The organism is Streptomyces sp. NPDC001100 (assembly GCF_053598575.1).
Genome location: NZ_JBSFKO010000005.1, coordinates 114,504 through 135,667 on the forward strand (window position 1 = coordinate 114,504; position 21,164 = coordinate 135,667).

26 protein-coding genes are annotated in these 21,164 nt (G+C 71.5%); 21 read left to right on the plus strand and 5 right to left on the minus strand.

Going from position 1 to position 21,164, the window contains the following annotated elements:
* The first annotated feature begins 20 nt into the window (after nucleotides 1–20).
* The 10 genes from hisD (at nucleotide 21) to ACWDEW_RS08835 (ending at nucleotide 7,731) form a co-directional block, all read left to right on the plus strand.
* Nucleotides 21–1,340 (plus strand): histidinol dehydrogenase, encoded by a 1,320-nt coding sequence (gene hisD / locus ACWDEW_RS08790; protein WP_450510926.1) that lies wholly within the window; start codon nucleotides 21–23, stop codon nucleotides 1,338–1,340.
* Nucleotides 1,337–2,446 carry a histidinol-phosphate transaminase gene (locus ACWDEW_RS08795; RefSeq protein WP_450510928.1) on the plus strand — a complete coding sequence of 370 codons (1,110 nt, stop codon included), beginning with the start codon at nucleotides 1,337–1,339 and terminating at the stop codon, nucleotides 2,444–2,446. Before hisD ends, ACWDEW_RS08795 begins: the two co-directional genes overlap by 4 nt.
* Entirely contained in the window at nucleotides 2,443–3,036 is a 594-nt protein-coding gene (gene hisB / locus ACWDEW_RS08800; protein ID WP_043675308.1) for an imidazoleglycerol-phosphate dehydratase HisB, read from the plus strand. The genes ACWDEW_RS08795 and hisB overlap by 4 nt, the downstream gene beginning before the upstream one ends.
* Nucleotides 3,033–3,197: a hypothetical protein gene (locus ACWDEW_RS08805; protein WP_019067720.1), complete on the plus strand. Its 165-nt coding sequence runs from the start codon at nucleotides 3,033–3,035 to the stop codon at nucleotides 3,195–3,197. Before hisB ends, ACWDEW_RS08805 begins: the two co-directional genes overlap by 4 nt.
* The gene (hisH, locus tag ACWDEW_RS08810; protein WP_450510931.1) at nucleotides 3,194–3,859 is read left to right on the plus strand and encodes an imidazole glycerol phosphate synthase subunit HisH; all 666 of its coding nucleotides are present in this window, start codon (nucleotides 3,194–3,196) and stop codon (nucleotides 3,857–3,859) included. The genes ACWDEW_RS08805 and hisH overlap by 4 nt, the downstream gene beginning before the upstream one ends.
* A gap of 3 nt (nucleotides 3,860–3,862) precedes the next feature.
* Entirely contained in the window at nucleotides 3,863–4,588 is a 726-nt protein-coding gene (gene priA / locus ACWDEW_RS08815) for a bifunctional 1-(5-phosphoribosyl)-5-((5-phosphoribosylamino)methylideneamino)imidazole-4-carboxamide isomerase/phosphoribosylanthranilate isomerase PriA (protein WP_450510932.1), read from the plus strand.
* Nucleotides 4,585–4,983, plus strand: coding sequence for a RidA family protein (locus ACWDEW_RS08820; protein ID WP_450510933.1), 399 nt, complete (start codon nucleotides 4,585–4,587; stop codon nucleotides 4,981–4,983). Before priA ends, ACWDEW_RS08820 begins: the two co-directional genes overlap by 4 nt.
* A complete protein-coding gene (hisF, locus tag ACWDEW_RS08825) occupies nucleotides 4,980–5,735 on the plus strand; it encodes an imidazole glycerol phosphate synthase subunit HisF (protein WP_450510934.1) in 756 nt (251 codons plus the stop codon). Before ACWDEW_RS08820 ends, hisF begins: the two co-directional genes overlap by 4 nt.
* 132 nt (nucleotides 5,736–5,867) lie before the next feature.
* Nucleotides 5,868–6,458: a helix-turn-helix domain-containing protein gene (locus tag ACWDEW_RS08830; protein WP_450510936.1), complete on the plus strand. Its 591-nt coding sequence runs from the start codon at nucleotides 5,868–5,870 to the stop codon at nucleotides 6,456–6,458.
* Between the two features lie 22 nt (nucleotides 6,459–6,480).
* Nucleotides 6,481–7,731 (plus strand): MFS transporter, encoded by a 1,251-nt coding sequence (locus ACWDEW_RS08835; protein ID WP_450510938.1) that lies wholly within the window; start codon nucleotides 6,481–6,483, stop codon nucleotides 7,729–7,731.
* A gap of 4 nt (nucleotides 7,732–7,735) precedes the next feature.
* On the opposite strand, the gene ACWDEW_RS08840 is transcribed toward ACWDEW_RS08835, so the two are convergent.
* A complete protein-coding gene (locus ACWDEW_RS08840) occupies nucleotides 7,736–8,371 on the minus strand; it encodes a TIGR03085 family metal-binding protein (protein ID WP_359605041.1) in 636 nt (211 codons plus the stop codon).
* Nucleotides 8,372–8,501: 130 nt separating this feature from the next.
* Between ACWDEW_RS08840 and hisI the strand changes: the two genes are divergently transcribed.
* The 11 genes from hisI (at nucleotide 8,502) to lgt (ending at nucleotide 17,267) form a co-directional block, all read left to right on the plus strand.
* Nucleotides 8,502–8,897, plus strand: coding sequence for a phosphoribosyl-AMP cyclohydrolase (gene hisI, locus ACWDEW_RS08845; protein ID WP_450510940.1), 396 nt, complete (start codon nucleotides 8,502–8,504; stop codon nucleotides 8,895–8,897).
* Nucleotides 8,898–8,908: 11 nt separating this feature from the next.
* A complete protein-coding gene (locus ACWDEW_RS08850) occupies nucleotides 8,909–10,387 on the plus strand; it encodes an anthranilate synthase component I (RefSeq protein WP_450510941.1) in 1,479 nt (492 codons plus the stop codon).
* A gap of 52 nt (nucleotides 10,388–10,439) precedes the next feature.
* A complete protein-coding gene (locus ACWDEW_RS08855; protein WP_450510943.1) occupies nucleotides 10,440–11,081 on the plus strand; it encodes a TIGR02234 family membrane protein in 642 nt (213 codons plus the stop codon).
* A gap of 111 nt (nucleotides 11,082–11,192) precedes the next feature.
* Nucleotides 11,193–11,441, plus strand: a complete 249-nt coding sequence (locus ACWDEW_RS08860) for an HGxxPAAW family protein (protein ID WP_450510945.1) — start codon at nucleotides 11,193–11,195, stop codon at nucleotides 11,439–11,441.
* A 100-nt stretch (nucleotides 11,442–11,541) separates the two neighbouring features.
* Nucleotides 11,542–11,997, plus strand: a complete 456-nt coding sequence (locus ACWDEW_RS08865) for a DUF2752 domain-containing protein (RefSeq protein WP_450510947.1) — start codon at nucleotides 11,542–11,544, stop codon at nucleotides 11,995–11,997.
* 126 nt (nucleotides 11,998–12,123) lie between these two features.
* On the plus strand, nucleotides 12,124–12,933 hold the full coding sequence (trpC, locus tag ACWDEW_RS08870) for an indole-3-glycerol phosphate synthase TrpC (protein ID WP_450510949.1): 810 nt from the start codon (nucleotides 12,124–12,126) through the stop codon (nucleotides 12,931–12,933).
* Nucleotides 12,934–12,955: 22 nt separating this feature from the next.
* Complete coding sequence (trpM, locus tag ACWDEW_RS08875) at nucleotides 12,956–13,171, plus strand: tryptophan biosynthesis modulator TrpM (RefSeq protein ID WP_450510951.1); 216 nt, start codon at nucleotides 12,956–12,958, stop codon at nucleotides 13,169–13,171.
* A gap of 58 nt (nucleotides 13,172–13,229) precedes the next feature.
* Nucleotides 13,230–14,519 (plus strand): tryptophan synthase subunit beta, encoded by a 1,290-nt coding sequence (gene trpB, locus ACWDEW_RS08880; RefSeq protein ID WP_450510952.1) that lies wholly within the window; start codon nucleotides 13,230–13,232, stop codon nucleotides 14,517–14,519.
* Nucleotides 14,516–15,331: a tryptophan synthase subunit alpha gene (gene trpA, locus ACWDEW_RS08885; protein WP_450510954.1), complete on the plus strand. Its 816-nt coding sequence runs from the start codon at nucleotides 14,516–14,518 to the stop codon at nucleotides 15,329–15,331. Before trpB ends, trpA begins: the two co-directional genes overlap by 4 nt.
* 78 nt (nucleotides 15,332–15,409) lie before the next feature.
* Nucleotides 15,410–16,189: a DsbA family protein gene (locus ACWDEW_RS08890; protein ID WP_450510956.1), complete on the plus strand. Its 780-nt coding sequence runs from the start codon at nucleotides 15,410–15,412 to the stop codon at nucleotides 16,187–16,189.
* 103 nt (nucleotides 16,190–16,292) lie between these two features.
* Nucleotides 16,293–17,267, plus strand: a complete 975-nt coding sequence (gene lgt / locus ACWDEW_RS08895; RefSeq protein WP_450510958.1) for a prolipoprotein diacylglyceryl transferase — start codon at nucleotides 16,293–16,295, stop codon at nucleotides 17,265–17,267.
* Nucleotides 17,268–17,334: 67 nt separating this feature from the next.
* Here lgt and ACWDEW_RS08900 read toward each other — a convergent pair whose 3' ends face one another.
* From ACWDEW_RS08900 to ACWDEW_RS08915, 4 genes are all read right to left on the minus strand, one after another.
* Nucleotides 17,335–18,147 carry an HpcH/HpaI aldolase/citrate lyase family protein gene (locus ACWDEW_RS08900; protein WP_450510959.1) on the minus strand — a complete coding sequence of 271 codons (813 nt, stop codon included), beginning with the start codon at nucleotides 18,145–18,147 and terminating at the stop codon, nucleotides 17,335–17,337.
* Nucleotides 18,144–19,346, minus strand: a complete 1,203-nt coding sequence (locus ACWDEW_RS08905) for a CaiB/BaiF CoA transferase family protein (RefSeq protein WP_450510961.1) — start codon at nucleotides 19,344–19,346, stop codon at nucleotides 18,144–18,146. The genes ACWDEW_RS08900 and ACWDEW_RS08905 overlap by 4 nt, the downstream gene beginning before the upstream one ends.
* Nucleotides 19,343–20,236, minus strand: coding sequence for a ribokinase (rbsK, locus tag ACWDEW_RS08910; protein ID WP_450510963.1), 894 nt, complete (start codon nucleotides 20,234–20,236; stop codon nucleotides 19,343–19,345). Before rbsK ends, ACWDEW_RS08905 begins: the two co-directional genes overlap by 4 nt.
* Nucleotides 20,233–21,164, minus strand: a 932-nt coding sequence (locus ACWDEW_RS08915; protein ID WP_450510965.1) for an ADP-ribosylglycohydrolase family protein, incomplete at its 5' end; no start/stop codon positions are given. The genes rbsK and ACWDEW_RS08915, both read right to left, overlap by 4 nt.

Sequence of the window (21,164 nt, forward strand, 5' to 3'; positions counted from 1 at the left end):
TCGTGCTGCGACACTCTTCTATGGCCCGAATCGATCTGCGCGGCGACGCCCTCCCCGACGGGCCCGCCCTGCGCGACCTGCTGCCCCGAGCCGACTTCGACGTCTCGGCCGCCCTGGAGAAGGTGCGTCCGATCTGCGAGGCCGTGCATCATCGGGGCGACGCGGCGCTGATCGACTTCGCCGAGAAGTTCGACGGCGTGCGGCTGGAATCGGTACGGGTCCCGGCCGAGGCACTCAGCGAGGCTCTGGAACAGCTCGACCCGGCCGTCCGTGCGGCCCTGGAGGAGTCCATCCGGCGCGCCCGTCTCGTCCACCGCGAGCAGCGCCGTACGACCCGCACGACCCAGGTCGTGCCCGGCGGCACGGTCACCGAGAAGTGGGTGCCGGTCGACCGGGTGGGGCTGTACGCGCCCGGCGGACGGTCGGTCTACCCGTCGTCCGTGATCATGAACGTGGTGCCCGCCCAGGAGGCCGGCGTCGGCTCCGTGGCGCTCGCCTCCCCGCCGCAGGCGGACTTCGGCGGGCTGCCGCACCCGACGATCCTCGCCGCCTGCGCACTGCTCGGCGTCGACGAGGTCTACGCCGTCGGCGGCGCCCAGGCCGTCGCGATGTTCGCGCACGGCACCGAGTCCTGCGCGCCCGCCAACATGGTCACCGGGCCCGGCAACATCTGGGTCGCCGCCGCCAAGCGCTACTTCACGGGCAAGATCGGCATCGACACCGAGGCCGGCCCCACCGAGATCGCGGTCCTCGCCGACGACACCGCCGACCCGGTGCACGTCGCCGCCGACCTGATCAGCCAGGCCGAGCACGACCCGCTGGCCGCGGCCGTCCTGGTCACGGACTCGCTGACGCTCGCGGACGCGGTCGAGAAGGAACTCGAACCCCAGGTCGCGGCCACCAAGCACATCGAGGACCGGATCGCCCCGGCGCTCGCGGGCAGGCAGTCCGCGATCGTCCTCGTCGACGGCATCGACGAGGGCCTGCGGGTCGTCGACGCGTACGGCGCGGAGCACCTGGAGATCCAGACGGCGGACGCCGCTGCCGTCGCCGACCGGGTCCGGAACGCGGGCGCGATCTTCGTCGGACCCTGGGCGCCCGTCTCCCTCGGCGACTACGCGGCCGGCTCCAACCACGTGCTGCCGACCGGCGGTTGCGCCTGCCACTCCTCCGGGCTCTCCGTGCAGTCCTTCCTGCGCGGCATCCACATCGTCGACTACACCCGCGACGCCCTCGCCGACGTGGCGCATCACGTGGTGACGCTGGCGGAGGCGGAGGACCTGCCCGCGCACGGCGCGGCGGTCAAGGCAAGGTTCGGTTGGAAGGTGCCCGGCAAGTGAGCTTCGGAATCGACGATCTTCCCGTACGGGACGAACTGCGCGGCAAGTCCCCTTATGGCGCGCCCCAGTTGGACGTCCCCGTACGGCTGAACACCAACGAGAACCCCTACCCGCTGCCCGAGGCGCTGGTCGAGCGGATCGCCGAGCGCGTCCGCGGGGCCGCCCGCAGCCTCAACCGCTACCCCGACCGGGACGCGGTCGAGCTGCGCACGCAGCTCGCCGACTACCTGACGAAGACGGCCGGTTACCGGGTCGGCGTCGAGAACGTGTGGGCGGCCAACGGCTCCAACGAGGTCATCCAGCAGTTGCTCCAGACCTTCGGCGGCCCCGGCCGCAGCGCCATCGGCTTCGAGCCGTCGTACTCGATGCACGCCCTCATCGCGCGCGGCACGGGCACGGGCTGGATCTCCGGCCCGCGCAACGAGGACTTCACGATCGACCTCCCGGCCGCCGAGCGCTGGATCGCCGAGAACAAGCCCGACGTCGTGTTCGTCACGACCCCCAACAACCCCACGGGCAACGCCGTTCCGCCCGGGACCGTGCTCGCGCTGTACGAAGCGGCGCAGGCCGCCAAGCCGTCCATGGTGATCGTCGACGAGGCGTACATCGAGTTCAGCCACGGCGACTCGCTGCTGCCGCTGCTCGAAGGTCGGCCGAATCTCGTCGTCTCCCGCACCATGTCGAAGGCGTTCGGCGCGGCAGGGCTGCGCCTGGGCTATCTCGCCGCGCACCCGGCGGTCGTCGACGCCGTCCAACTCGTACGGCTGCCCTACCACTTGTCGGCCGTCACCCAGGCGACCGCGCTGGCCGCCCTGGAGCACACCGACACGCTGCTCGGGTACGTGGAGCAACTGAAGGGCGAACGGGACCGGCTGGTGCGGGAGTTGCGGGCCCTCGGCTGTGAAGTCGTCGAGTCCGACGCCAACTTCGTGCAGTTCGGCCGGTTCGCCGACTCCCACACCGCCTGGCAGGCGATCCTCGACCGGGGCGTCCTGGTCCGGGACAACGGCATCCCGGGGTGGCTGCGGGTCTCCGCCGGAACCCCCGAAGAGAACGACGCGTTCCTCGACGCGGTCCGTGAGTTGATGAAGGAGCAGAGCACATGAACCGCGTAGGACGTGTGGAGCGGACGACCAAGGAGACGTCGGTCCTCGTCGAGATCGATCTCGACGGTCACGGCAAGGTCGACGTGTCGACAGGGGTCGGCTTCTACGACCACATGCTCGACCAGCTCGGCCGGCACGGTCTGTTCGACCTCACCGTGAAGACCGAGGGCGATCTGCACATCGACTCCCACCACACCATCGAGGACACCGCCCTCGCCCTCGGCGCCGCCTTCAAGCAGGCGCTCGGCGACAAGGTGGGGATCTACCGGTTCGGCAACTGCACGGTTCCCCTGGACGAGTCCCTCGCCCAGGTGACGGTGGACCTCTCCGGCCGTCCCTACCTCGTGCACACCGAGCCCGAGAACATGGCGCCGATGATCGGCGAGTACGACACCACGATGACCCGGCACATCCTGGAGTCCTTCGTCGCCCAGGCCCAGATCGCACTGCACGTGCACGTGCCGTACGGGCGCAACGCGCACCACATCGTGGAGTGCCAGTTCAAGGCGCTGGCCCGCGCCCTGCGGTACGCCTCCGAGCGCGACCCGCGCGCGGCCGGCATCCTCCCCTCCACGAAGGGCGCGCTGTGACCAGCCTGTCGAGCCTCCTCATCGTCGTCGGGCTCTTCCTGCTCGGCGGGGTCTACTCCTTCGTCAAGCAGAAGATGCCGCGCCAGCTCATCGTGCTGATCTCCATCGCCGCCGGGATGTGCCTGGTCGCCGGGGTCATGAGGCTGGAGGTGTGGAATTGAGCGCAGCCACGAGCACATCCAAGAAGGCGTCGAAGAAGGTGGTCGTCTTCGACTACGGCTTCGGGAACGTCCGTTCCGCCGAGCGCGCCCTCGCGCGCGCGGGTGCCGAGGTCGAGATAACGCGTGACTACGACAAGGCCATGAACGCGGACGGGCTCCTGGTGCCGGGCGTCGGCGCCTTCGCCGCCTGCATGGAGGGCCTGCGCGCCGCGCGCGGCGACTGGATCGTCGGCCGCAGGCTGGCCGGTGGACGCCCCGTGATGGGCATCTGCGTCGGCATGCAGATCCTGTTCGCGCGCGGCATCGAGCACGGCGTGGAGACCGAGGGCCTGGACGAGTGGCCCGGCTCCGTCGAACCCCTCCAGGCCGAGATCGTGCCCCACATGGGCTGGAACACCGTCGACAGTCCGGCGGGCTCCCGGCTCTTCGCCGGCCTGGACGCCGACGCGCGCTTCTACTTCGTGCACTCCTACGCCGTCCACGACTGGTCCCTCGAAGTGTCCAACCCGGCGATGCGTGCCCCCCTGGTGAGCTGGTCGACCCACGGCAAGCCCTTCGTGGCCGCCGTGGAGAACGGCGCCCTGTGGGCCACCCAGTTCCACCCCGAGAAGTCCGGCGACGCCGGAGCGCAGCTGCTCACCAACTGGATCGGAACCCTGTAGACCATGGCCAAGCTCGAACTCCTCCCCGCCGTCGACGTCCGCGACGGCCAGGCCGTCCGCCTCGTCCACGGCGAGTCCGGGACCGAGACCTCCTACGGCTCCCCGCTGGAGGCCGCCCTCGCCTGGCAGCGCTCCGGCGCCGAGTGGCTGCACCTCGTCGACCTGGACGCCGCGTTCGGCACCGGCGACAACCGCAAGCTCATCGCCGAGGTCACCGGCGCCATGGACATCAAGGTCGAGCTGTCCGGCGGCATCCGTGACGACGACACCCTCGCCGCGGCCCTCGCCACCGGCTGCACCCGGGTGAACCTCGGCACCGCCGCCCTGGAGACCCCCGAGTGGGTCGCCAAGGTCATCGCCGAGCACGGCGACAAGATCGCGGTCGGCCTCGACGTACGCGGCACGACCCTCCGGGGCCGCGGCTGGACCCGCGACGGCGGCGACCTCTACGAGACGCTGAACCGCCTCAACTCCGAGGGCTGCGCCCGCTACGTGGTCACCGACATCGCCAAGGACGGCACCCTCCAGGGCCCCAACCTGGAGCTGCTGCGCAACGTCTGCGCGGCGACCGACCGCCCGGTCGTGGCCTCCGGCGGCGTGTCCTCCCTGGACGACCTGCGCGCCATCTCCGAGTTGGTACCGCTGGGTGTCGAGGGCTCCATTGTCGGGAAGGCCCTGTACGCGAAGGCGTTCACCCTGGAAGAGGCCTTGGAGGCGGTGGCCCGGTGACCGAGCTACGACGCGTGTCGACCGGCGCGCCCTGGGAGGACGCCTTCGGCTACTCCCGCGCGGTGGAACTGCCCAACGGCCTGGTGCTGGTCTCCGGGTGCACGTCGATAGTGGACGGCGAGATCGCCGGGGGCGGTCCCTACGAGCAGACGGTCAACGCGTTCAACGTCGCGTTCGCGGCGCTGGGCCAACTGGGCCTCGGCCCGGCCGACGTGGTGCGCACCCGCATGTACATCACCCACGCGCGGGACGTAGAGGACGTGGGCCGCGCGCACAAGGAGCTGTTCGACGCGATCCGCCCCGCCGCCTCGATGATCATCGTGTCCGGCTTCGTCGACCCCAGCCTGGTCGTCGAGGTCGAGGTGGAGGCGTACCGAGGGGAGGGTTCCTCATGACCCTCGCCGTACGCGTGATCCCCTGCCTGGACGTCGACAACGGCCGGGTCGTCAAGGGCGTCAACTTCCAGAACCTGCGCGACGCGGGCGACCCCGTCGAGATGGCCAAGGTCTACGACGCCGAGGGCGCCGACGAGCTGACCTTCCTGGACATCACCGCGTCCTCGGGCAACCGCGAGACGACGTACGACGTGGTCCGCCGCACCGCCGAGCAGGTCTTCATCCCGCTCACGGTCGGCGGCGGCGTCCGCACGGCCGAGGACGTGGACAAGCTGCTGCGGGCGGGCGCGGACAAGGTCGGCGTCAACACGGCGGCGATCAACCGGCCGGAGCTGATCAAGGAGATCGCGGAGCGGTTCGGGCGGCAGGTCCTGGTGCTGTCGGTCGACGCGCGGAGGACTTCCGAGGGCTCCTTCGAGGTCACCACCCACGGCGGCCGCAAGGGCACCGGCATCGACGCCGTCGAATGGGCGCACCGGGCCGCCGAGTTGGGCGCCGGGGAGATCCTGCTCAACTCGATGGACGCGGACGGCACCAAGGACGGCTACGACCTGGAGATGATCGCGGCGGTCCGCAAGCACGTGACCGTGCCGGTCATCGCCTCCGGCGGCGCGGGCAAGCTGGCCGACTTCCCGCCGGCGGTCGCGGCGGGCGCGGACGCGGTGCTGGCGGCCTCAGTCTTCCACTTCGGGGATCTGCGGATCGGCGAGGTCAAGCAGGCGCTGCGGGAGGCGGGGCACCTGGTGCGGTGACACCCGTAGAGGCGCCTTGAGGCGTTGTAAGCCCCGGCTGCCTGGCGGCCGGGGTTTACTTGTGGGTGGATGTAAAAGGAAAGTTGCGCAAAAAATATTGTGCAACTCTTCTTTCGCTTCTAGCGTGAGGGCGTGGCTGACCAGAAGAGAGACCGTCGCATCACGGATGTGGGCACGCTCAAGGCGATCGCGCACCCGCTGCGGGCCCAGCTGTACCGGCTGTTGTTCCTCGCCCGGGTGGCGACCGCCTCGCAGCTCGCCGAGCAGGTCGACGAGGCTCCCTCACTGGTCAGCTATCACCTGCGCAAGCTTGCCGAACACGGTCTGATCGAGGAGGCCGAGCCGCGCAGCGGGGACGGGCGGGAGCGATGGTGGCAGCCCGGCTCGGAGGGGCTGAGCATCCACGACGAGGACTTCCGGGACGCCCCGGAGAAGGCCGCCGCGCACAGCGCGGCCAGCCGCCTGTTCTTCGACCAGCACGTCGACCTGTACCGGCGCTACCTCGACGAACGTGCCCACTGGAGCGCCGAGTGGACATCGGCGTCCGACAGCTCCGAGTGGCTGCTGCGACTCACCCCGGCCGAACTGGCCGCGCTGTCCAAGGAGATGTACGCGGTCGTCCGCAAGTACGAGGAGAGCGGCCGGGCCGCCGTCGCCGCAGGTGACACCGAGGGCCGCGAGAACGTCGCGGTGCACACGTACGGCTTTCCGTTCCGCGTCTGAGCTCCGGAGAGGACCAACTCCCGTGCCCGCCAAGCTCATAGCCCCCGGCACAGTCACCGGGAGACCCGCTCACCGCGACCCCAACGTCCTGCGCTGGCTCGGCGCCTATGCGGCGTCGATGGCGGGCGACGGCATCTACTACCTGGCCCTGTCCTGGGCCGCCGTACAGGCCGGATCCCCGGCACAGGCCGGCCTGGTGATGTCGGTCAGCGCGCTGCCGCGTGCCGTGCTGATGCTGGGCGGCGGAGTGATCGCCGACCGCTTCGGACCGCGCCGGGTCGTCATCGGCAGCGACGCCGTGCGCTGCGCGGCCGTACTCGCCGTGGCCGGGCTGCTGTTCCTCACCGGCCTCGGGCTGTGGCCGCTCGCCGCGCTCGCCCTGGTCTTCGGCACCGTGGACGCCGTCTTCGTGCCCGCCGTGGGCGCGCTGCCCGCCCGCATCACCGGCAAGGCGCAACTCGCGAGGGTGCAGGGCATGCGGGGCCTCGCGTACCGGTTCGCCGTGATCGTCGGCGCCCCGGCCGGTGGCCTCGCGGTGGCGTTCGGGGGCGCGGCGACCGCGTTCGCGACGGCCGGGCTGCTGATCGCGATATCGGTACCGCTGCTGATCTCCGTACGGGTACGGGAGTTGCCGCCGGACGACACGGCCGCCGTCGGCACGACGACCGCTTGGCGCGACCTGGTGACCGGCCTCCGCTATATCCGCCGGCACCGCGTCCTCGCCCCCTTGATGCTCGCGATAGCCCTCGGCGACTTCGGGTTCGGCGGCCCGCTCAATGTGGGGCTGACCCTGCTCGCCGACGAGCGGGGCTGGGGGGCGTCAGGGATGGGGTGGGTGCTCGCCGGGTTCGGGGTCGGCGCGGGGAGCGCCTCGATGACGCTTACCGTGCGCGGCAGGCTGCCCTACACGGGCCGGATCACCGGCTGGTCGACCATTGCCGGTTCCGTCGCCATCGCCGCTCTCGCCTATGTCCCGAGCATCCTCGCTGCCGTCGGCGTGGCACTGCTCATCGGGCTGCTCGCCGGACTCGGCGGCGCTCTGTGCATAGCCCTGCTCCAGACCCACGCCGACCCCGCCTACCTCGGCCGCGTCACCGCCGTCTCCAGCCTGGTCAGCCTCGGCTTCGCCCCCCTCACCATGCCGCTGTCGGCGGCGGCGATCGGCGCGTGGGGGACCGGCCCGGTGTTCGTGGTCAGCGCGGTGGTCTGCGGGCTCGGCGGGGTCGTCGCCCTGTCCGTGCGGGAGCTGCGGCGGGCCGAACTGCCCGGCTGAACCGTCAGATCCCCAGCTGCTTGGCCTCGTGCAACTTGGCGATCGCGTTCTCGTCGCCGTCCAGCTCCACCTTGGCCACGGTCTGCCGGCCGTGTGCGAACAGCAGCAGCTCCGAGGGCTCGCCGGTCACCGTCACGACCGGCGCCCCCTTGTGGGCGACCGCCGTCTGCCCGTCGGGGCGGCGCAGCACCAGCCCGGTCGGCGCGCTCCGGCCCACCAGGCGGGCCATGCGCTCCAGACGGGACCACAGGGCGTCCTGGAACACCGGGTCCAGCTCGCGCGGAGTCCAGTCCTCCTGGGCCCGCCGTACGTCCTCGGTGTGGACGTAGAACTCGACCGTGTTGGACGCCTCGTCGAGCTGCTTGAGCTGGAAGGGCGAGAAGCGCGGCGGGCCGGTACGGATGAGCTGGATCAGCTCCTCGTACGGCTTCGCCGCGAACTCCGCCATCACCCGGTCCAGGCGCGGTGCGAGCTGCTTGATCATGATGCCGCCGGCGGCGTCCGCGCGGCGCTCCCGCACCACCACGTGCGCGGCCAGATCACGGGTCTGCCAGCCCTCGCAGAGCGTCGGGGCGTCCGGGCCCGTCGTCTCCAGGAGGTCGGCGAGAAGAAGTCGTTCACGCTTGGCGAAGGTCGACATACCGTCAGCCTACGACCGCCCGTCCGCTGCGCACAGTGGACGCCCGGCCGGGTCCGCTCGGTGGACGCCCGGCCGGTCCGCACAGTGGACGTCGGCCGGGGCTGTCGTTGCCGCGCGGCACAATGGGCCCATGACCAGCGCGCCCCAGTCCAGCAGCCTCGATCCCGAGATCGCCGCCCGCCTCAAGCGGAGCGCCGACGGGCTCGTCCCCGCCATCGCCCAGCAGTACGACACCGGTGAGGTGCTCATGCTCGGCTGGATGGACGACGAGGCGCTGCACCGCACCCTGACGACCGGCCGCTGCACCTACTGGTCCCGCAGCCGCCAGGAGTACTGGGTCAAGGGCGACACCTCCGGCCACTTCCAGCACGTCAGGTCCGTCGCCCTGGACTGCGACGCCGACACGGTCCTGGTGAAGGTCGACCAGATCGGCGCCGCCTGCCACACCGGCGCCCGCACCTGCTTCGACGCGGACGTGCTCCTCAAGGACGGCGCTGGTTCCAGCACCGTCGCCTCGGATCAGTAGGGTCAGCCGCCATGGACCTCGACACGTTCCGCAAGCTGGCCTCCGACCGTCGCGTCATCCCGGTCACCCGCAAGCTGCTCGCCGACGGCGACACCCCGGTCGCGCTCTACCGCAAGCTCGCCGCGGAGCGCCCCGGCACCTTCCTCCTGGAGTCCGCGGAGAACGGCCGGTCCTGGTCCCGTTACTCGTTCGTGGGCGTCCGCAGCTCCGCCACCCTCACCGCGCGCGACGGCCAGGCCCACTGGCTCGGCACCCCGCCCGTCGGCGTCCCGGTCGACGGCGACCCCCTCGCCGCCCTGCGCGCCACCATCGACACCCTGCACACCCCGCACCAGGAGGGCCTGCCGCCCTTCACCGGCGGCATGGTGGGCTATCTCGGCTACGACATCGTCCGCCGCCTGGAGAAGATCGGCCCCGGCGAGCGGGACGACCTCAGGCTCCCCGAGCTGACCATGCTCCTCACCAGCGACCTCGCCGTGATGGACCACTGGGAGGGCTCGGTCCTGCTGATCGCCAACGCGATCAACCACAACGACCTCGACACGGGCGTCGACGAGGCCCACGCGGACGCGGTGGCCCGCCTGGACGCCATGGAGGCGGACCTCTCCCGCGCGGTGGCCCAGCCGCCCGCCCAGCTCCCGCCCTCCGAGCTCCCGGAGTACACCGCGCTGTGGGGCGGCCCCGACTTCAAGGTGGCCGTCGAGGACATCAAGGAGCGCATCCGCGCGGGCGAGGCCTTCCAGGTCGTCCCCTCCCAGCGCTTCGAAACCCCGTGCACGGCAAGCGCGTTGGACGTGTACCGGGTGCTGCGCGCGACCAACCCGTCCCCGTACATGTACCTGTTCCGCTTCGACGGCTTCGACGTGGTCGGCTCGTCCCCCGAGGCCCTCGTCAAGGTCGAGGACGGCCGCGCGATGGTCCACCCCATCGCCGGCACCCGGCACCGCGGCGCCACCCCGCAGGAGGACCAGGCCCTCGCCGACGAACTCCTCGCCGACCCCAAGGAGCGCGCCGAACACCTCATGCTGGTCGACCTCGGACGTAACGATCTGGGACGCGTCTGCGAGCCCGGCTCGGTCGAGGTCGTCGACTTCATGTCGGTCGAGCGCTACTCCCACGTGATGCACATCGTCTCCACGGTCACCGGCCGCGTCGCCCCCGGCCGCACCGCCTTCGACGTCCTCACCGCCTGCTTCCCGGCCGGCACCCTCTCCGGCGCGCCCAAGCCCCGCGCGATGCAGATCATCGACGAACTGGAGCCCTCCAGAAGGGGGTTGTACGGCGGCTGCGTCGGCTACCTCGACTTCGCGGGCGACTCCGACACCGCCATCGCCATCCGCACGGCCCTGCTCCGCGACGGCACGGCCTACGTCCAGGCGGGCGCCGGCATCGTCGCCGACTCGGACCCGGAACTGGAGGACCAGGAGTGCCGCAACAAGGCGGCGGCGGTCCTCCGCGCGGTGCACACGGCGAACCGGCTCGGGCAATAGGACGAGGGTCATATGAACCCCGGGTGACGGTTCGCCCGGGGTTCGAGCGATAGTGGACTACGTGACTGCAGCTGTTCCTCACCCCCGTTCCGAAGGCGAAGGCCCCGCACGCGCCGGCCGCCGCAGCCTCGCCGTAGCGCTCATGAGCGGTGCGCTCGGCGCGGCCGTGGCGCTGCTGGCCACCCGTCAGCGCTGGTCGGAGGGGATCGCGACGGTGGCAGGCGACCCGTTCCCGCTGTCCGCCAAGGGCAGCGACGTCACGGGTGTGCCCGCGGCGCTCGCCATAGTGGGCCTCGCCGCGCTCGTCGCCGTCTTCGCCGTCCGCAGGACGGGCCGCTTCGCCGTCTCCGCCCTCCTCGCGCTCTCCGGCGCGGGCATCGTCGTCGCCGCCCTGCTCGGCGCCAGCGACAGCTCCGCGCTCGACGACAAGGCCACCCAGGCCTCCGGCGGCACCTCGTCCGCCGTACACGCCTTCGACCACACCGCCTGGCCCTACGTCGCCGCGGTCGGCGGCGCCCTGATCCTGCTGGCCGGCCTGCTCGCCCTCCTCTACGGCCGCCGCTGGCCCGCCATGTCGGGCCGCTACGAGCGCAACGGCACCCCCCGGGCCCGCCGCGCCCCGGTGGTCGACCCCGACCGTCCCGAGGACATCTGGAAGGCGTTGGACCGGGGTGAGGACCCGACAGGGGCGTAGCCGGGCTTCGACGCGCGAGCGTCCCACCCCGAAGCACCGCTTCCGCACGCGTGCGGAACAATGACCCGTGAGCGTCTGCTCACACACGTACACAGCAACGAGGAGCAAGTCATGGCGGGCAACAGCCACGGTCACACTTTGGCCGCCTGGACCGGTACGACGATCGCCTTCATCGGCTTCCTGGTCGCCGGCGCCTTCATGGTCATGGCGCAGCCGGCCGGTTTCTGGGCGGGCATGGCGCTCGCGGCCGTCGGCGGCATCGTCGGCTGGGTCATGAGCGCGATGGGTATGGGCATGCCCAAGGACCGTCCCCAGGACCTGACCGAGCTGCTCGGCAAGACCGCGCACGCCGACAGCTGAGCCTGCGGCTGTCAGTCACCACTTCGTGGAGGGGCGGTTCCGGACACACCGGGAACCGCCCCTCACGCGCGCGTGCCGCACGTAGCGGCCAGGGGGCACAATGCGAGACGTGAACGCCGACAGCCGGAGCATGCCGAAGACCCGCACCCCCGGTTCCGCCTCCGTACTCAACCGCGTGGCCGTGCCCGCGGGCATCCTGGCAGCCGTCGCGGGAGCGTTCGCGTACGTCGGCACGGTCGATCCGAACCAGCCCGGCCACTACCCCGTGTGCCCCCTGTACCGCCTCACGGGCCTGTACTGCCCCGGCTGCGGCGGCCTGCGCAGCGCGCACGAGTTCATCCACGGCGACTTCCTGGCCGCTCTCCAGGACAACGCGATCGCCGTGGTGGGCTATCTGGCCTTCGCGGTCGTATGGACCGTCTGGGTGGTCCGCGCGGCACGCGGCCGGCCGGTGCGGATCGAACTCGGCAGCGTCCAGCTCTGGACGCTGGGCGCGTTGGTGCTGGTCTTCACGGTTGTCCGGAACCTGCCGTTCGGTGGCTGGCTACATCCTTGATCAACCGGTGGATGTCCAGGTAGTGGGACCGGCGTCAACCGGATGCGAGGGCTACGCCTTCCTCCGGATACCATCGAGGTCAGATGTGACCATTGCTTTTCCACCGTCCGGAAGGGGGCCGCTCGCGTGAGTGTGCTCGACGAGATCATCGACGGAGTCCGTGCCGACCTGGCGGAACGGCAGGCGCGCGTCAGCCTCGACGAGCTCAAGGAGCGCGCGGCGAAGGCACCCGCGGCCAAGGACGGTGTCGCCGCGCTGCGCGGCGACGGCGTCAAGGTCATCTGCGAGGTCAAGCGCTCCAGCCCCTCCAAGGGCGCGCTCGCGGCGATCGCCGACCCGGCGGGCCTCGCGGCGGACTACGAGGCGGGCGGCGCCGCCGTCATCTCCGTCCTCACCGAACAGCGCCGCTTCGGCGGCTCCCTGGCCGACCTGGAGGCCGTCCGCGCACGGGTGGACATCCCGGTCCTCCGCAAGGACTTCATCGTCACGTCGTACCAGCTCTGGGAGGCCCGGGCCTACGGCGCCGACCTCGCCCTGCTGATCGTCGCGGCCCTGGACCAGCCGGCCCTGGAGTCCCTCATCGAGCGCGCCGAGTCCATCGGCCTCACGCCGATCGTCGAGGTCCACGACGAGGACGAGGTCGACCGCGCGGTCGACGCCGGCGCCAAGGTCATCGGCGTCAACGCCCGCAACCTCAAGACCCTTGAGGTCGACCGGGGCACCTTCGAGCGCGTCGCCCCCGAGATCCCGGCCCACATCGTCAAGATCGCCGAGTCCGGAGTCCGCGGCCCCCACGACCTGATCGCCTACGCCAACGCCGGCGCCGACGCGGTCCTGGTCGGAGAGTCCCTGGTCACCGGCCGCGACCCCAAGTCGGCGGTCTCGGACCTGGTGGCGGCGGGCGAACACCCGGCACTCCGCCACGGCCGCAGCTGATCACCCGGTAGAGTTTCCCGCGATGAACCTCACCCTGACCCCCACGGACCGGTACGCCCGCCTCGCGCGCGGTTGCCGTCCGAGGGGTTGCCGTGCGCCCGCGAGGCGAGTTCACGGTCGTCGGGTGCGTTACGTCATCGGAGACGAACCTGGGCAAGTAAACGGGCGCCGATGGCAACGGGCCTTCAGGGGCGCGGGGAACTGCGCGACCAGCCCCAACGGGCCCGCAGCCGACTAATCACCCCCGCCCCCACGGCGTTTAGTGTTTTTCCACAAACTCACCGTGAGGTTTCCGCATGCCCAGCGAGTTCTTCATCCCCGACCCCGACGGTCAACTCCCCAGCGCCGAGGGCTACTTCGGCGCCTTCGGCGGCAAGTTCATCCCGGAGGCCCTCGTCGCCGCCGTGGACGAGGTCGCCGTCGAGTACGACAAGGCCAAGCACGACCCCGAGTTCGCCCGCGAGCTGGACGACCTCCTGGTCAACTACACCGGCAGGCCGAGCGCGTTCACCGAGGTCCCCCGCTTCGCGGAGCACGCGGGCGGCGCCCGGATCTTCCTCAAGCGCGAGGACCTGAACCACACCGGCTCCCACAAGATCAACAACGTCCTCGGCCAGGCCCTGCTCACCAAGCGCATGGGCAAGACCCGGGTCATCGCGGAGACCGGCGCCGGCCAGCACGGCGTGGCGACGGCCACCGCCTGCGCACTCTTCGGCCTCGAATGCACCATCTACATGGGCGAGATCGACACCCAGCGCCAGGCCCTCAACGTCGCCCGGATGCGCATGCTCGGCGCCGAGGTCATCGCCGTGAAGTCCGGCAGCCGCACCCTCAAGGACGCCATCAACGAGGCCTTCCGCGACTGGGTCGCCAACGTCGACCGCACCCACTACCTCTTCGGTACGGTCGCGGGCCCGCACCCCTTCCCGGCCATGGTCCGCGACTTCCACCGGGTGATCGGCGTCGAGGCGCGCCGCCAGATCCTGGAGCGCGCCGGCCGCCTTCCCGACGCGGCGATCGCCTGCGTCGGCGGCGGCTCGAACGCGATCGGCCTCTTCCACGCCTTCATCCCGGACGCCGGAGTACGCCTGATCGGCTGCGAGCCGGCCGGCCACGGCGTCGAGACCGGCGAGCACGCGGCGACCCTCACCGCGGGCGAGCCCGGCATCCTGCACGGTTCGCGGTCCTACGTCCTCCAGGACGAGGAGGGCCAGATCACCGAGCCGTACTCGATCTCGGCCGGACTGGACTACCCGGGCATCGGCCCCGAGCACTCCTACCTCAAGGACAGCGGCCGCGGCGAGTACCGCGCGATCACCGACGACGCGGCGATGCAGGCCCTGCGCCTGCTGTCGCGCACGGAGGGCATCATCCCGGCCATCGAGAGCGCCCACGCGCTCGCCGGTGCGCTGGAGGTCGGCAGGGAGCTGGGCAAGGACGGCCTGATCGTCGTCAACCTGTCCGGCCGCGGCGACAAGGACATGGACACGGCCGCGCGGTACTTCGGCCTGTACGACACCAGTGCCGATGCCACCGTCGCCGCCGACGCGGCCGACGTCGCGGAGATCGAGGGGGACGCCAAGTGAGCGGGAACATTCAGCTGCTGTCCGACACCCTCGCCGCCGCCAAGGCCGAGGGACGCGCCGCACTCATCGCCTACCTCCCGGCCGGGTTCCCGACCGTGGACGGCGGCATCGAGGCGGTCAAGGCCGCGTTCGACGGCGGCGCCGACGTCGTGGAAGTGGGCCTGCCGCACAGCGACCCCGTCCTCGACGGCCCCGTCATCCAGACCGCCGACGACATCGCCCTGCGCGGCGGCGTCAAGATCGCGGACGTCATGCGCACGGTCCGCGAGGCGCACACGGCGACCGGGAAGCCGGTGCTCGTCATGACGTACTGGAACCCCATCGACCGCTACGGCGTCGAGCGCTTCACCGCCGAACTGGCCGAGGCGGGCGGCGCCGGGTGCATCCTTCCCGACCTGCCCGTGCAGGAGGCCGGGCTGTGGAGGGAGCACGCGGAGAAGCACGGGCTCGCCACGGTCTTCGTGGTCGCGCCCAGCAGCAAGGACGCGCGCCTCGCCGAGATCACCAAGGTCGGCACCGGCTTCGTCTACGCGGCCTCGCTCATGGGCGTCACCGGCACCCGTGAGTCCGTGGGCGCGCAGGCGCAGGACCTCGTCGAGCGCACCCGGGCCACCACCGACACGCCCGTGTGCGTCGGCCTCGGTGTCTCCGACGCCCGGCAGGCCGCCGAGGTGGCCCGCTTCGCGGACGGCGTGATCGTCGGCTCGGCCTTCGTCAAGCGGATGCTGGACGCGCCGGACGACACGGCCGGCGTCGAGGCGGTCCGCGTCCTCGCGGGCGAGCTGGCGAAGGGCGTGCGCGGACAGGCGTAGCAGATCGATGGGTCCCTCATATGGGTGGACCTGGGACCGGGGAGACGCGCTGCGCCTCCCCGGTTCGTTCTGCGGGGTGTGAGCGAGAAGAACCGAGACGGAAAGCGCACCGCCCGCGAGCGGCTGGCGGCAGAGCGTGAGAAGCAGAAGTCCGCGGAGCGGCGGCGGCGCACGCTGATCGTGGCCGCGAGCGTGGTCTGCGTGCTGGGACTGGCATCGGTGATCGGCGTCCTCGCCGCGAACCACAAGAAGGACGACAGCGGAAGCAAGAGCACGGGCCCGGTGGTGGCGCCCTCCGGGGCGACCGGCAAGGACAGCCTGGCGATCCAGGTCGGCAAGGACAGCGCCAAGCCGACGCTCACGGTGTGGGAGGACTTCCGCTGCCCGGCCTGCCAGGCCTTCGAGACGGCGTACCGCCCGACGCTCCACGAGCTGACCGACTCCGGGCAGCTCAAGGTGCAGTACCACCTGGTCACGATCATCGACGGCAACCTCGGCGGCAGCGGCTCCAAGCGCGCGGCCAACGCGGCGGCCTGCGCCCAGGACGCCGGAAAGTTCCGCGACTTCCACGACGTGCTGTACGAGAACCAGCCCAAGGAGACGGACGACGCCTTCGCCGACAACGCCAGGCTGATCGAGCTGGCGGGCAAGGTGAAGGGTCTCGACACGCCCGCCTTCCAGAAGTGCGTCAACAACGGTACGCACGACAGCTGGGTCACCAAGTCCGCCGCCGCGTTCCAGGCCGGCGGCTTCACCGGCACCCCGACCGTCCTCTTCGACGGCAAGAACATCTACGCGGACCAGACGATGACCCCGGCGAAGCTGAAGCAGCTGGTCCAGGCGGCGAACAAGGGGTGACGAGGGGTAAGCGGGCGGGCCGGTTTTCATACCGGCCCGTTATGGAGCCGTAGCCGGGCCGCTTGCCGCGGTCGCGGTCCGGCACGGTAGCGTCGACCCTGCCATGGAACTTGCCTACATTCCCAGCCCGTCGCGCGGGGTCTACCACCTCGGCCCCATTCCGCTGCGCGGCTACGCGTTCTGCATCATCATCGGCGTCTTCGTCGCCGTCTGGCTCGGCAACAAACGCTGGGTCGCCCGCGGCGGCAAGGTCGGGACGGTGGCCGACATCGCTGTCTGGGCCGTGCCGTTCGGCCTCGTCGGCGGTCGCCTGTACCACGTGATCACGGACTACGAGCTGTACTTCAGCGAGGGCCGCGACTGGGTGGACGCCTTCAAGGTGTGGCAGGGCGGCCTCGGCATCTGGGGCGCGATCGCGCTCGGTGCGGTGGGCGCGTGGATCGGCTGCCGCCGCCGTGGCATCCCGCTGCCCGCCTGGGCCGACGCGCTGGCCCCCGGGATCGCCTTCGCCCAGGCCATCGGCCGCTGGGGCAACTGGTTCAACCAGGAGCTCTACGGCCGCGAGACGCACCTCCCCTGGGCGCTGCACATCACGTCCTCGACGGACGGCCGCGTGCCGGGCTACTACCACCCGACCTTCCTGTACGAGTCCCTGTGGTGCGTCGGCGTCGGCTTCCTCGTCATCTGGGCCGACCGCCGCTTCAAGCTGGGCCACGGCCGGGCGTTCGCGCTGTACGTCGCCGCGTACTGCGTGGGCCGCGGCTGGATCGAGTACATGCGCGTCGACGACGCCCACCACTTCCTGGGCCTGCGGTTGAACGACTGGACCGCGATGATCGTCTTCCTCCTCGCGGTGACCTACTTCGTCATCTCGGCGAAGAAGCGCCCGGGCCGCGAAGAGGTCGTCGAACCGGATGTCTCCGACGACGGAACCGACGGCGACGACGAGCCCACGGCGAAGGAAACCCCGGAGACCGACGAGCCCGAAGCCACCGAGGCCAAGGAAGACGCGCCGGAGACCGAGGACGCGGACGTGGACCTGAAGAAGGACGAGCCGGAGTCGGCCAAGAAGAGCTGACAGCCGGTTCTACGACGGCGAGGGCGCCCTGTGACCGACAGGGCGCCCTCGCCGTATGTCAGGTATGTCAGGTCCGGCGCGCCAACGCCAGCGTGCGCTGCGCGGCCGCCACCACCGCCGCGTCGACGAACCGCCCGTCGGGCAGCGCCTGGGCGCCCTCCTCCCGCATGGCCGCCTTGACGATCGTCTCGGCCTGTTCGAGTTCGTGGTCGGTCGGGAGGAAGGCGCTCTCGATCACCGGGAGTTGACGGGGGTGGATCGCCGCACGCCCGAGGAAACCGAGAGCACGGCCGCGCGCGCAGGAGTCCGCCAGGCCTTCCAGATCGCGGATGTCCGGGTGGACGGACTGGGGCGGCGGAGCCAGTCCCGCCGCCCGCGCGGCGACGATCACCCGGGAACGGGACCAGTCCAGGCCGGCATCGTCGCGTACCCCCAGGTCGGCCCGCAGGTCCGCCTCGCCGAGCGCGATGCCGTGCACGGAGGGATGCGCGGCGGCGATCGAGAAGGCCCGCTCGATGCCGAGCGCCGTCTCCAGGAGGGCGTACAGGGGGAGGTCACGGGCCTTTTCCGCCACGGCTACGACGTCCTGCGCGGACGTGACCTTCGGGAGCCGTAGGCCGGACACACCGGGGAGGGGTGCGAGGGTGCGGAGGTCGTCGGCGGCCCAGGGGGTGTCCAGGGCGTTCACCCGGACGTGGACATTGCGTTGAGGCTCCGAGAGGAGCTCCGCCGTCGCCGCGCGGGCGTACTCCTTGCGGTCCGGGGCGACCGCGTCCTCCAGGTCGATCACCACCACGTCGGCGCCGGCGGTGAGGGCCTTGGCGACGATCGGGGGGCGGTCGCCGGGGACGTAGAGCCAGGTCAGGGGGTACGGGGTCACAGGGCGCCCTCCTGCCGGAGGGTGGCCAACTCGGCTTCGGTCAGGCCGAGTTCGGTCAGGACCGTGTCCGTGTCCGCGCCGTGGGGACGGCCGGGCCAGCGGATGGCGCCGGGGGTGGCGGAGAGACGGAAGAGGACGTTCTGCATGCGGAGGGGGCCGAGTTCGGGGTCGTCGACGGTGGTGATGGTGTCGAGGGCCTGGTACTGGGGGTCTGTCATCACGTCCCGTACGTCCTGGATGGGGGCCACGGCCGCCTCCGCCTTCTCGAAGGCGGCCAGGACCTCCGTGCGGGTGCGTTGCCCGATCCAGTCGCCGACCGCCGCGTCGAGGACGTCGGAGTGCCGGGCCCGGTCCGCGCCCGTGGCGAACCACGGTTCGTCGATCAGCTCCGGGCGGCCGACCAGGCGCATCACGCGCTCGGCGACGGACTGGGCGGAGGTCGAGACGGCGACCCAACTGCCGTCCGCCGTACGGTATGTGTTGCGCGGGGCGTTGTTCTGCGAGCGGTTGCCGGTGCGCGGCTGGATGTGGCCGAGCTGGTCGTACCAGAGCGGCTGGGGGCCCAGCGCGGTCAGGATCGGTTCGATGATTGCCATGTCCACCACCTGCCCCTCACCGGTGCGTTCACGGGCGGCGAGGGCCGTCATCACCGCGTACGCCGTGGCCAGGCCCGCGATCGAGTCGGCGAGGCCGAACGGCGGGAGCGTCGGGGGCGCGTCCGGTTCACCGGTGATCGCGGCGAAGCCGCTCATCGCCTCGGCGAGGGTGCCGAAGCCGGGGCGGTGCGCGTAGGGCCCGAACTGGCCGAACGCGGTGACCCGGGCGAGGACCAACTTCGGGTTGGCGGCGGAGAGTTCGGCCCAGCCGAGGTCCCATTTCTCCAGGGTGCCGGGGCGGAAGTTCTCGATGATCACGTCGGCGGTGGCGGCCAGGCGGAGCAGAGTGGCGCGCCCGCCCGGGGCCGACAGGTCGAGGGTGATGGTGCGCTTGTTGCGGCCCAGCAGCTTCCACCACAGGCCGACGCCGTCCTTGGCGGGGCCGTGGCCCCGGGACGGGTCGGGCTTCGTCGGGTGCTCGACCTTGATGACCTCGGCGCCGAAGTCGCCGAGCATGGTGGCGGCGAGGGGGCCGGCGAAGAGCGTGGCGAGGTCGAGAACGCGCAGGCCGGACAGGGGAGTTGAGGTCGACGTCCCGGTCATGAGGCGTACTGCTTGTCGATCTCCGCGCGGAACGGCATCGACGCGGTCGCACCCGGCCGCTGCACGGACAGCGCCGCCGCGGCTGCCGCCCAGCCCAGCGCGTCCCGCGTCGGACGGCCCTCGGCGAGGGCCACGGCCAGCGCGCCCACGAAGGTGTCGCCCGCGCCCGTCGAGTCCACGGCGGTCACTTGAGGCGCGGGGACGGTGAACGGCTCGGCGCCCCGGGCCGCGTACAGGCTGCCCGCCGCGCCCAGGGTGACGATCACCTCGGGCACCTGGTCGAGCAGGGCCGCCGCTGCCTCGCGCGGGTCGGTGTGTCCGGTGAGGGCGGTGGCCTCGTGCTCGTTGGGCACCAACAGGTCGGTGGCGGCGAGGAGTTCGGGCGGGAGGGGTTGTGCGGGGGCGGGGGTGAGGATGGTCCGGACGCCGTGGCGGCGGGCCGCCTCCGCACCCGCGACCACTGCCGCGAGGGGGATCTCCAGCTGGAGGAGCAGGGCGTCGGCGGAGGCGATGAGGGCCTCGTCGCCGGGGGCGAGGTGGTCGACGGTGCCGTTGGCGGCGGGGATCACCACGATCGCGTTGCCGCCCTCGTCGTCCACGACGATGTGCGCGGTGCCGGACGGGCCCGGGACGGTGCGCAGATGGTCGGTGTCGACGCCGGAGTGCTCGAACGTGGAACGGAGTTGGGCGCCGTAGGCGTCGTCGCCGACCGCTCCGACGATGGTGACGTCGGCGCCCGCGTGGGCCGCGGCGATCGCCTGGTTGGCGCCCTTGCCGCCGGGGATCGTACGGAACTCCCGTCCCGTCACGGTCTCTCCGCGCCGCGGGGCCTTCGTGACGTAGGCGACTAGGTCCATGTTCGTGCTGCCGAGCACGGCGATGAGGGTCATGGGCGGGCGGTCTCCTGGTGGGTGAGCCGGGCGAGGGTGTCGAAGCCGATGCCGTTGAAGTCGCCTACGGAGGTGGCGAGTCGGTTCTTGAGGGGGGTCGTCCAGCGGTCGGGGAGGGCGGCGGGGGTGCCCGCGAGGAGGGCGGCGACGGAGCCGACCGTGGCGCCGTTGGAGTCGGTGTCCCAACCGCCGGACACCGCACGGCAGACGGAGCCGGTGAAGTCGCCGTCCGCGTGGGTGAGGGCGGCGGCGATCAGGGCGGTGTTGGGGATCGCGTGGACCCAGTGGTGGGTGCGTGCGTGGGTGGCGTGCAGTTCGTCCACCACGGCGTCGAAGTCCCGGTGTTTCCGGGCGAGTTGGAGGGCGTGGTGGATGGCCTTGGCGAGGCGGGAGGCGGGCGGTACGACCGTCAGTCCCGTGCGCAGGCAGGTGTGGACGTCCTGGGTGCCGGTGGCCGCGGTGGCGATGACGGCCGCCGTGAACATCGCCGCGTAGACGCCGTTCGCGGTGTGGGTGAGGGTGGCGTCGCGGTGGGCCTGTTCGGCTGCCGCGCCCGGGTTTCCGGGGTTGGTCCAGCCGTGTACGTCGGCGCGGATCAGGGCGCCGATCCATTCGCGGAACGGGTTGCGGTGGCGGGCCGTTCGCGGGGGTTCCAGGCCGGAGAGGAGGTTGCGGTAGGCGATGCGTTCGGCGGTGAAGGTGCGGCCGGCGGGGAGTTCGTCGAGCCAGAGCTTCGCCACGTCGGCGGTGGTGAAGTCCCTGCCGTGGCGCTGCAGCAACAGGAGGTTCAACAGGGGGTAGTTGAGGTCGTCGTCCTCGGGCATGCCGTCGATGTTCTCGGCGAGGGAGGTGGGGGCGGAGCGGCGGTTCCAGGGGTGGGCGGCGAGGAGTTCGGCGGGGACGCCCCGGGCGGTGAAGTAGGCGTTCA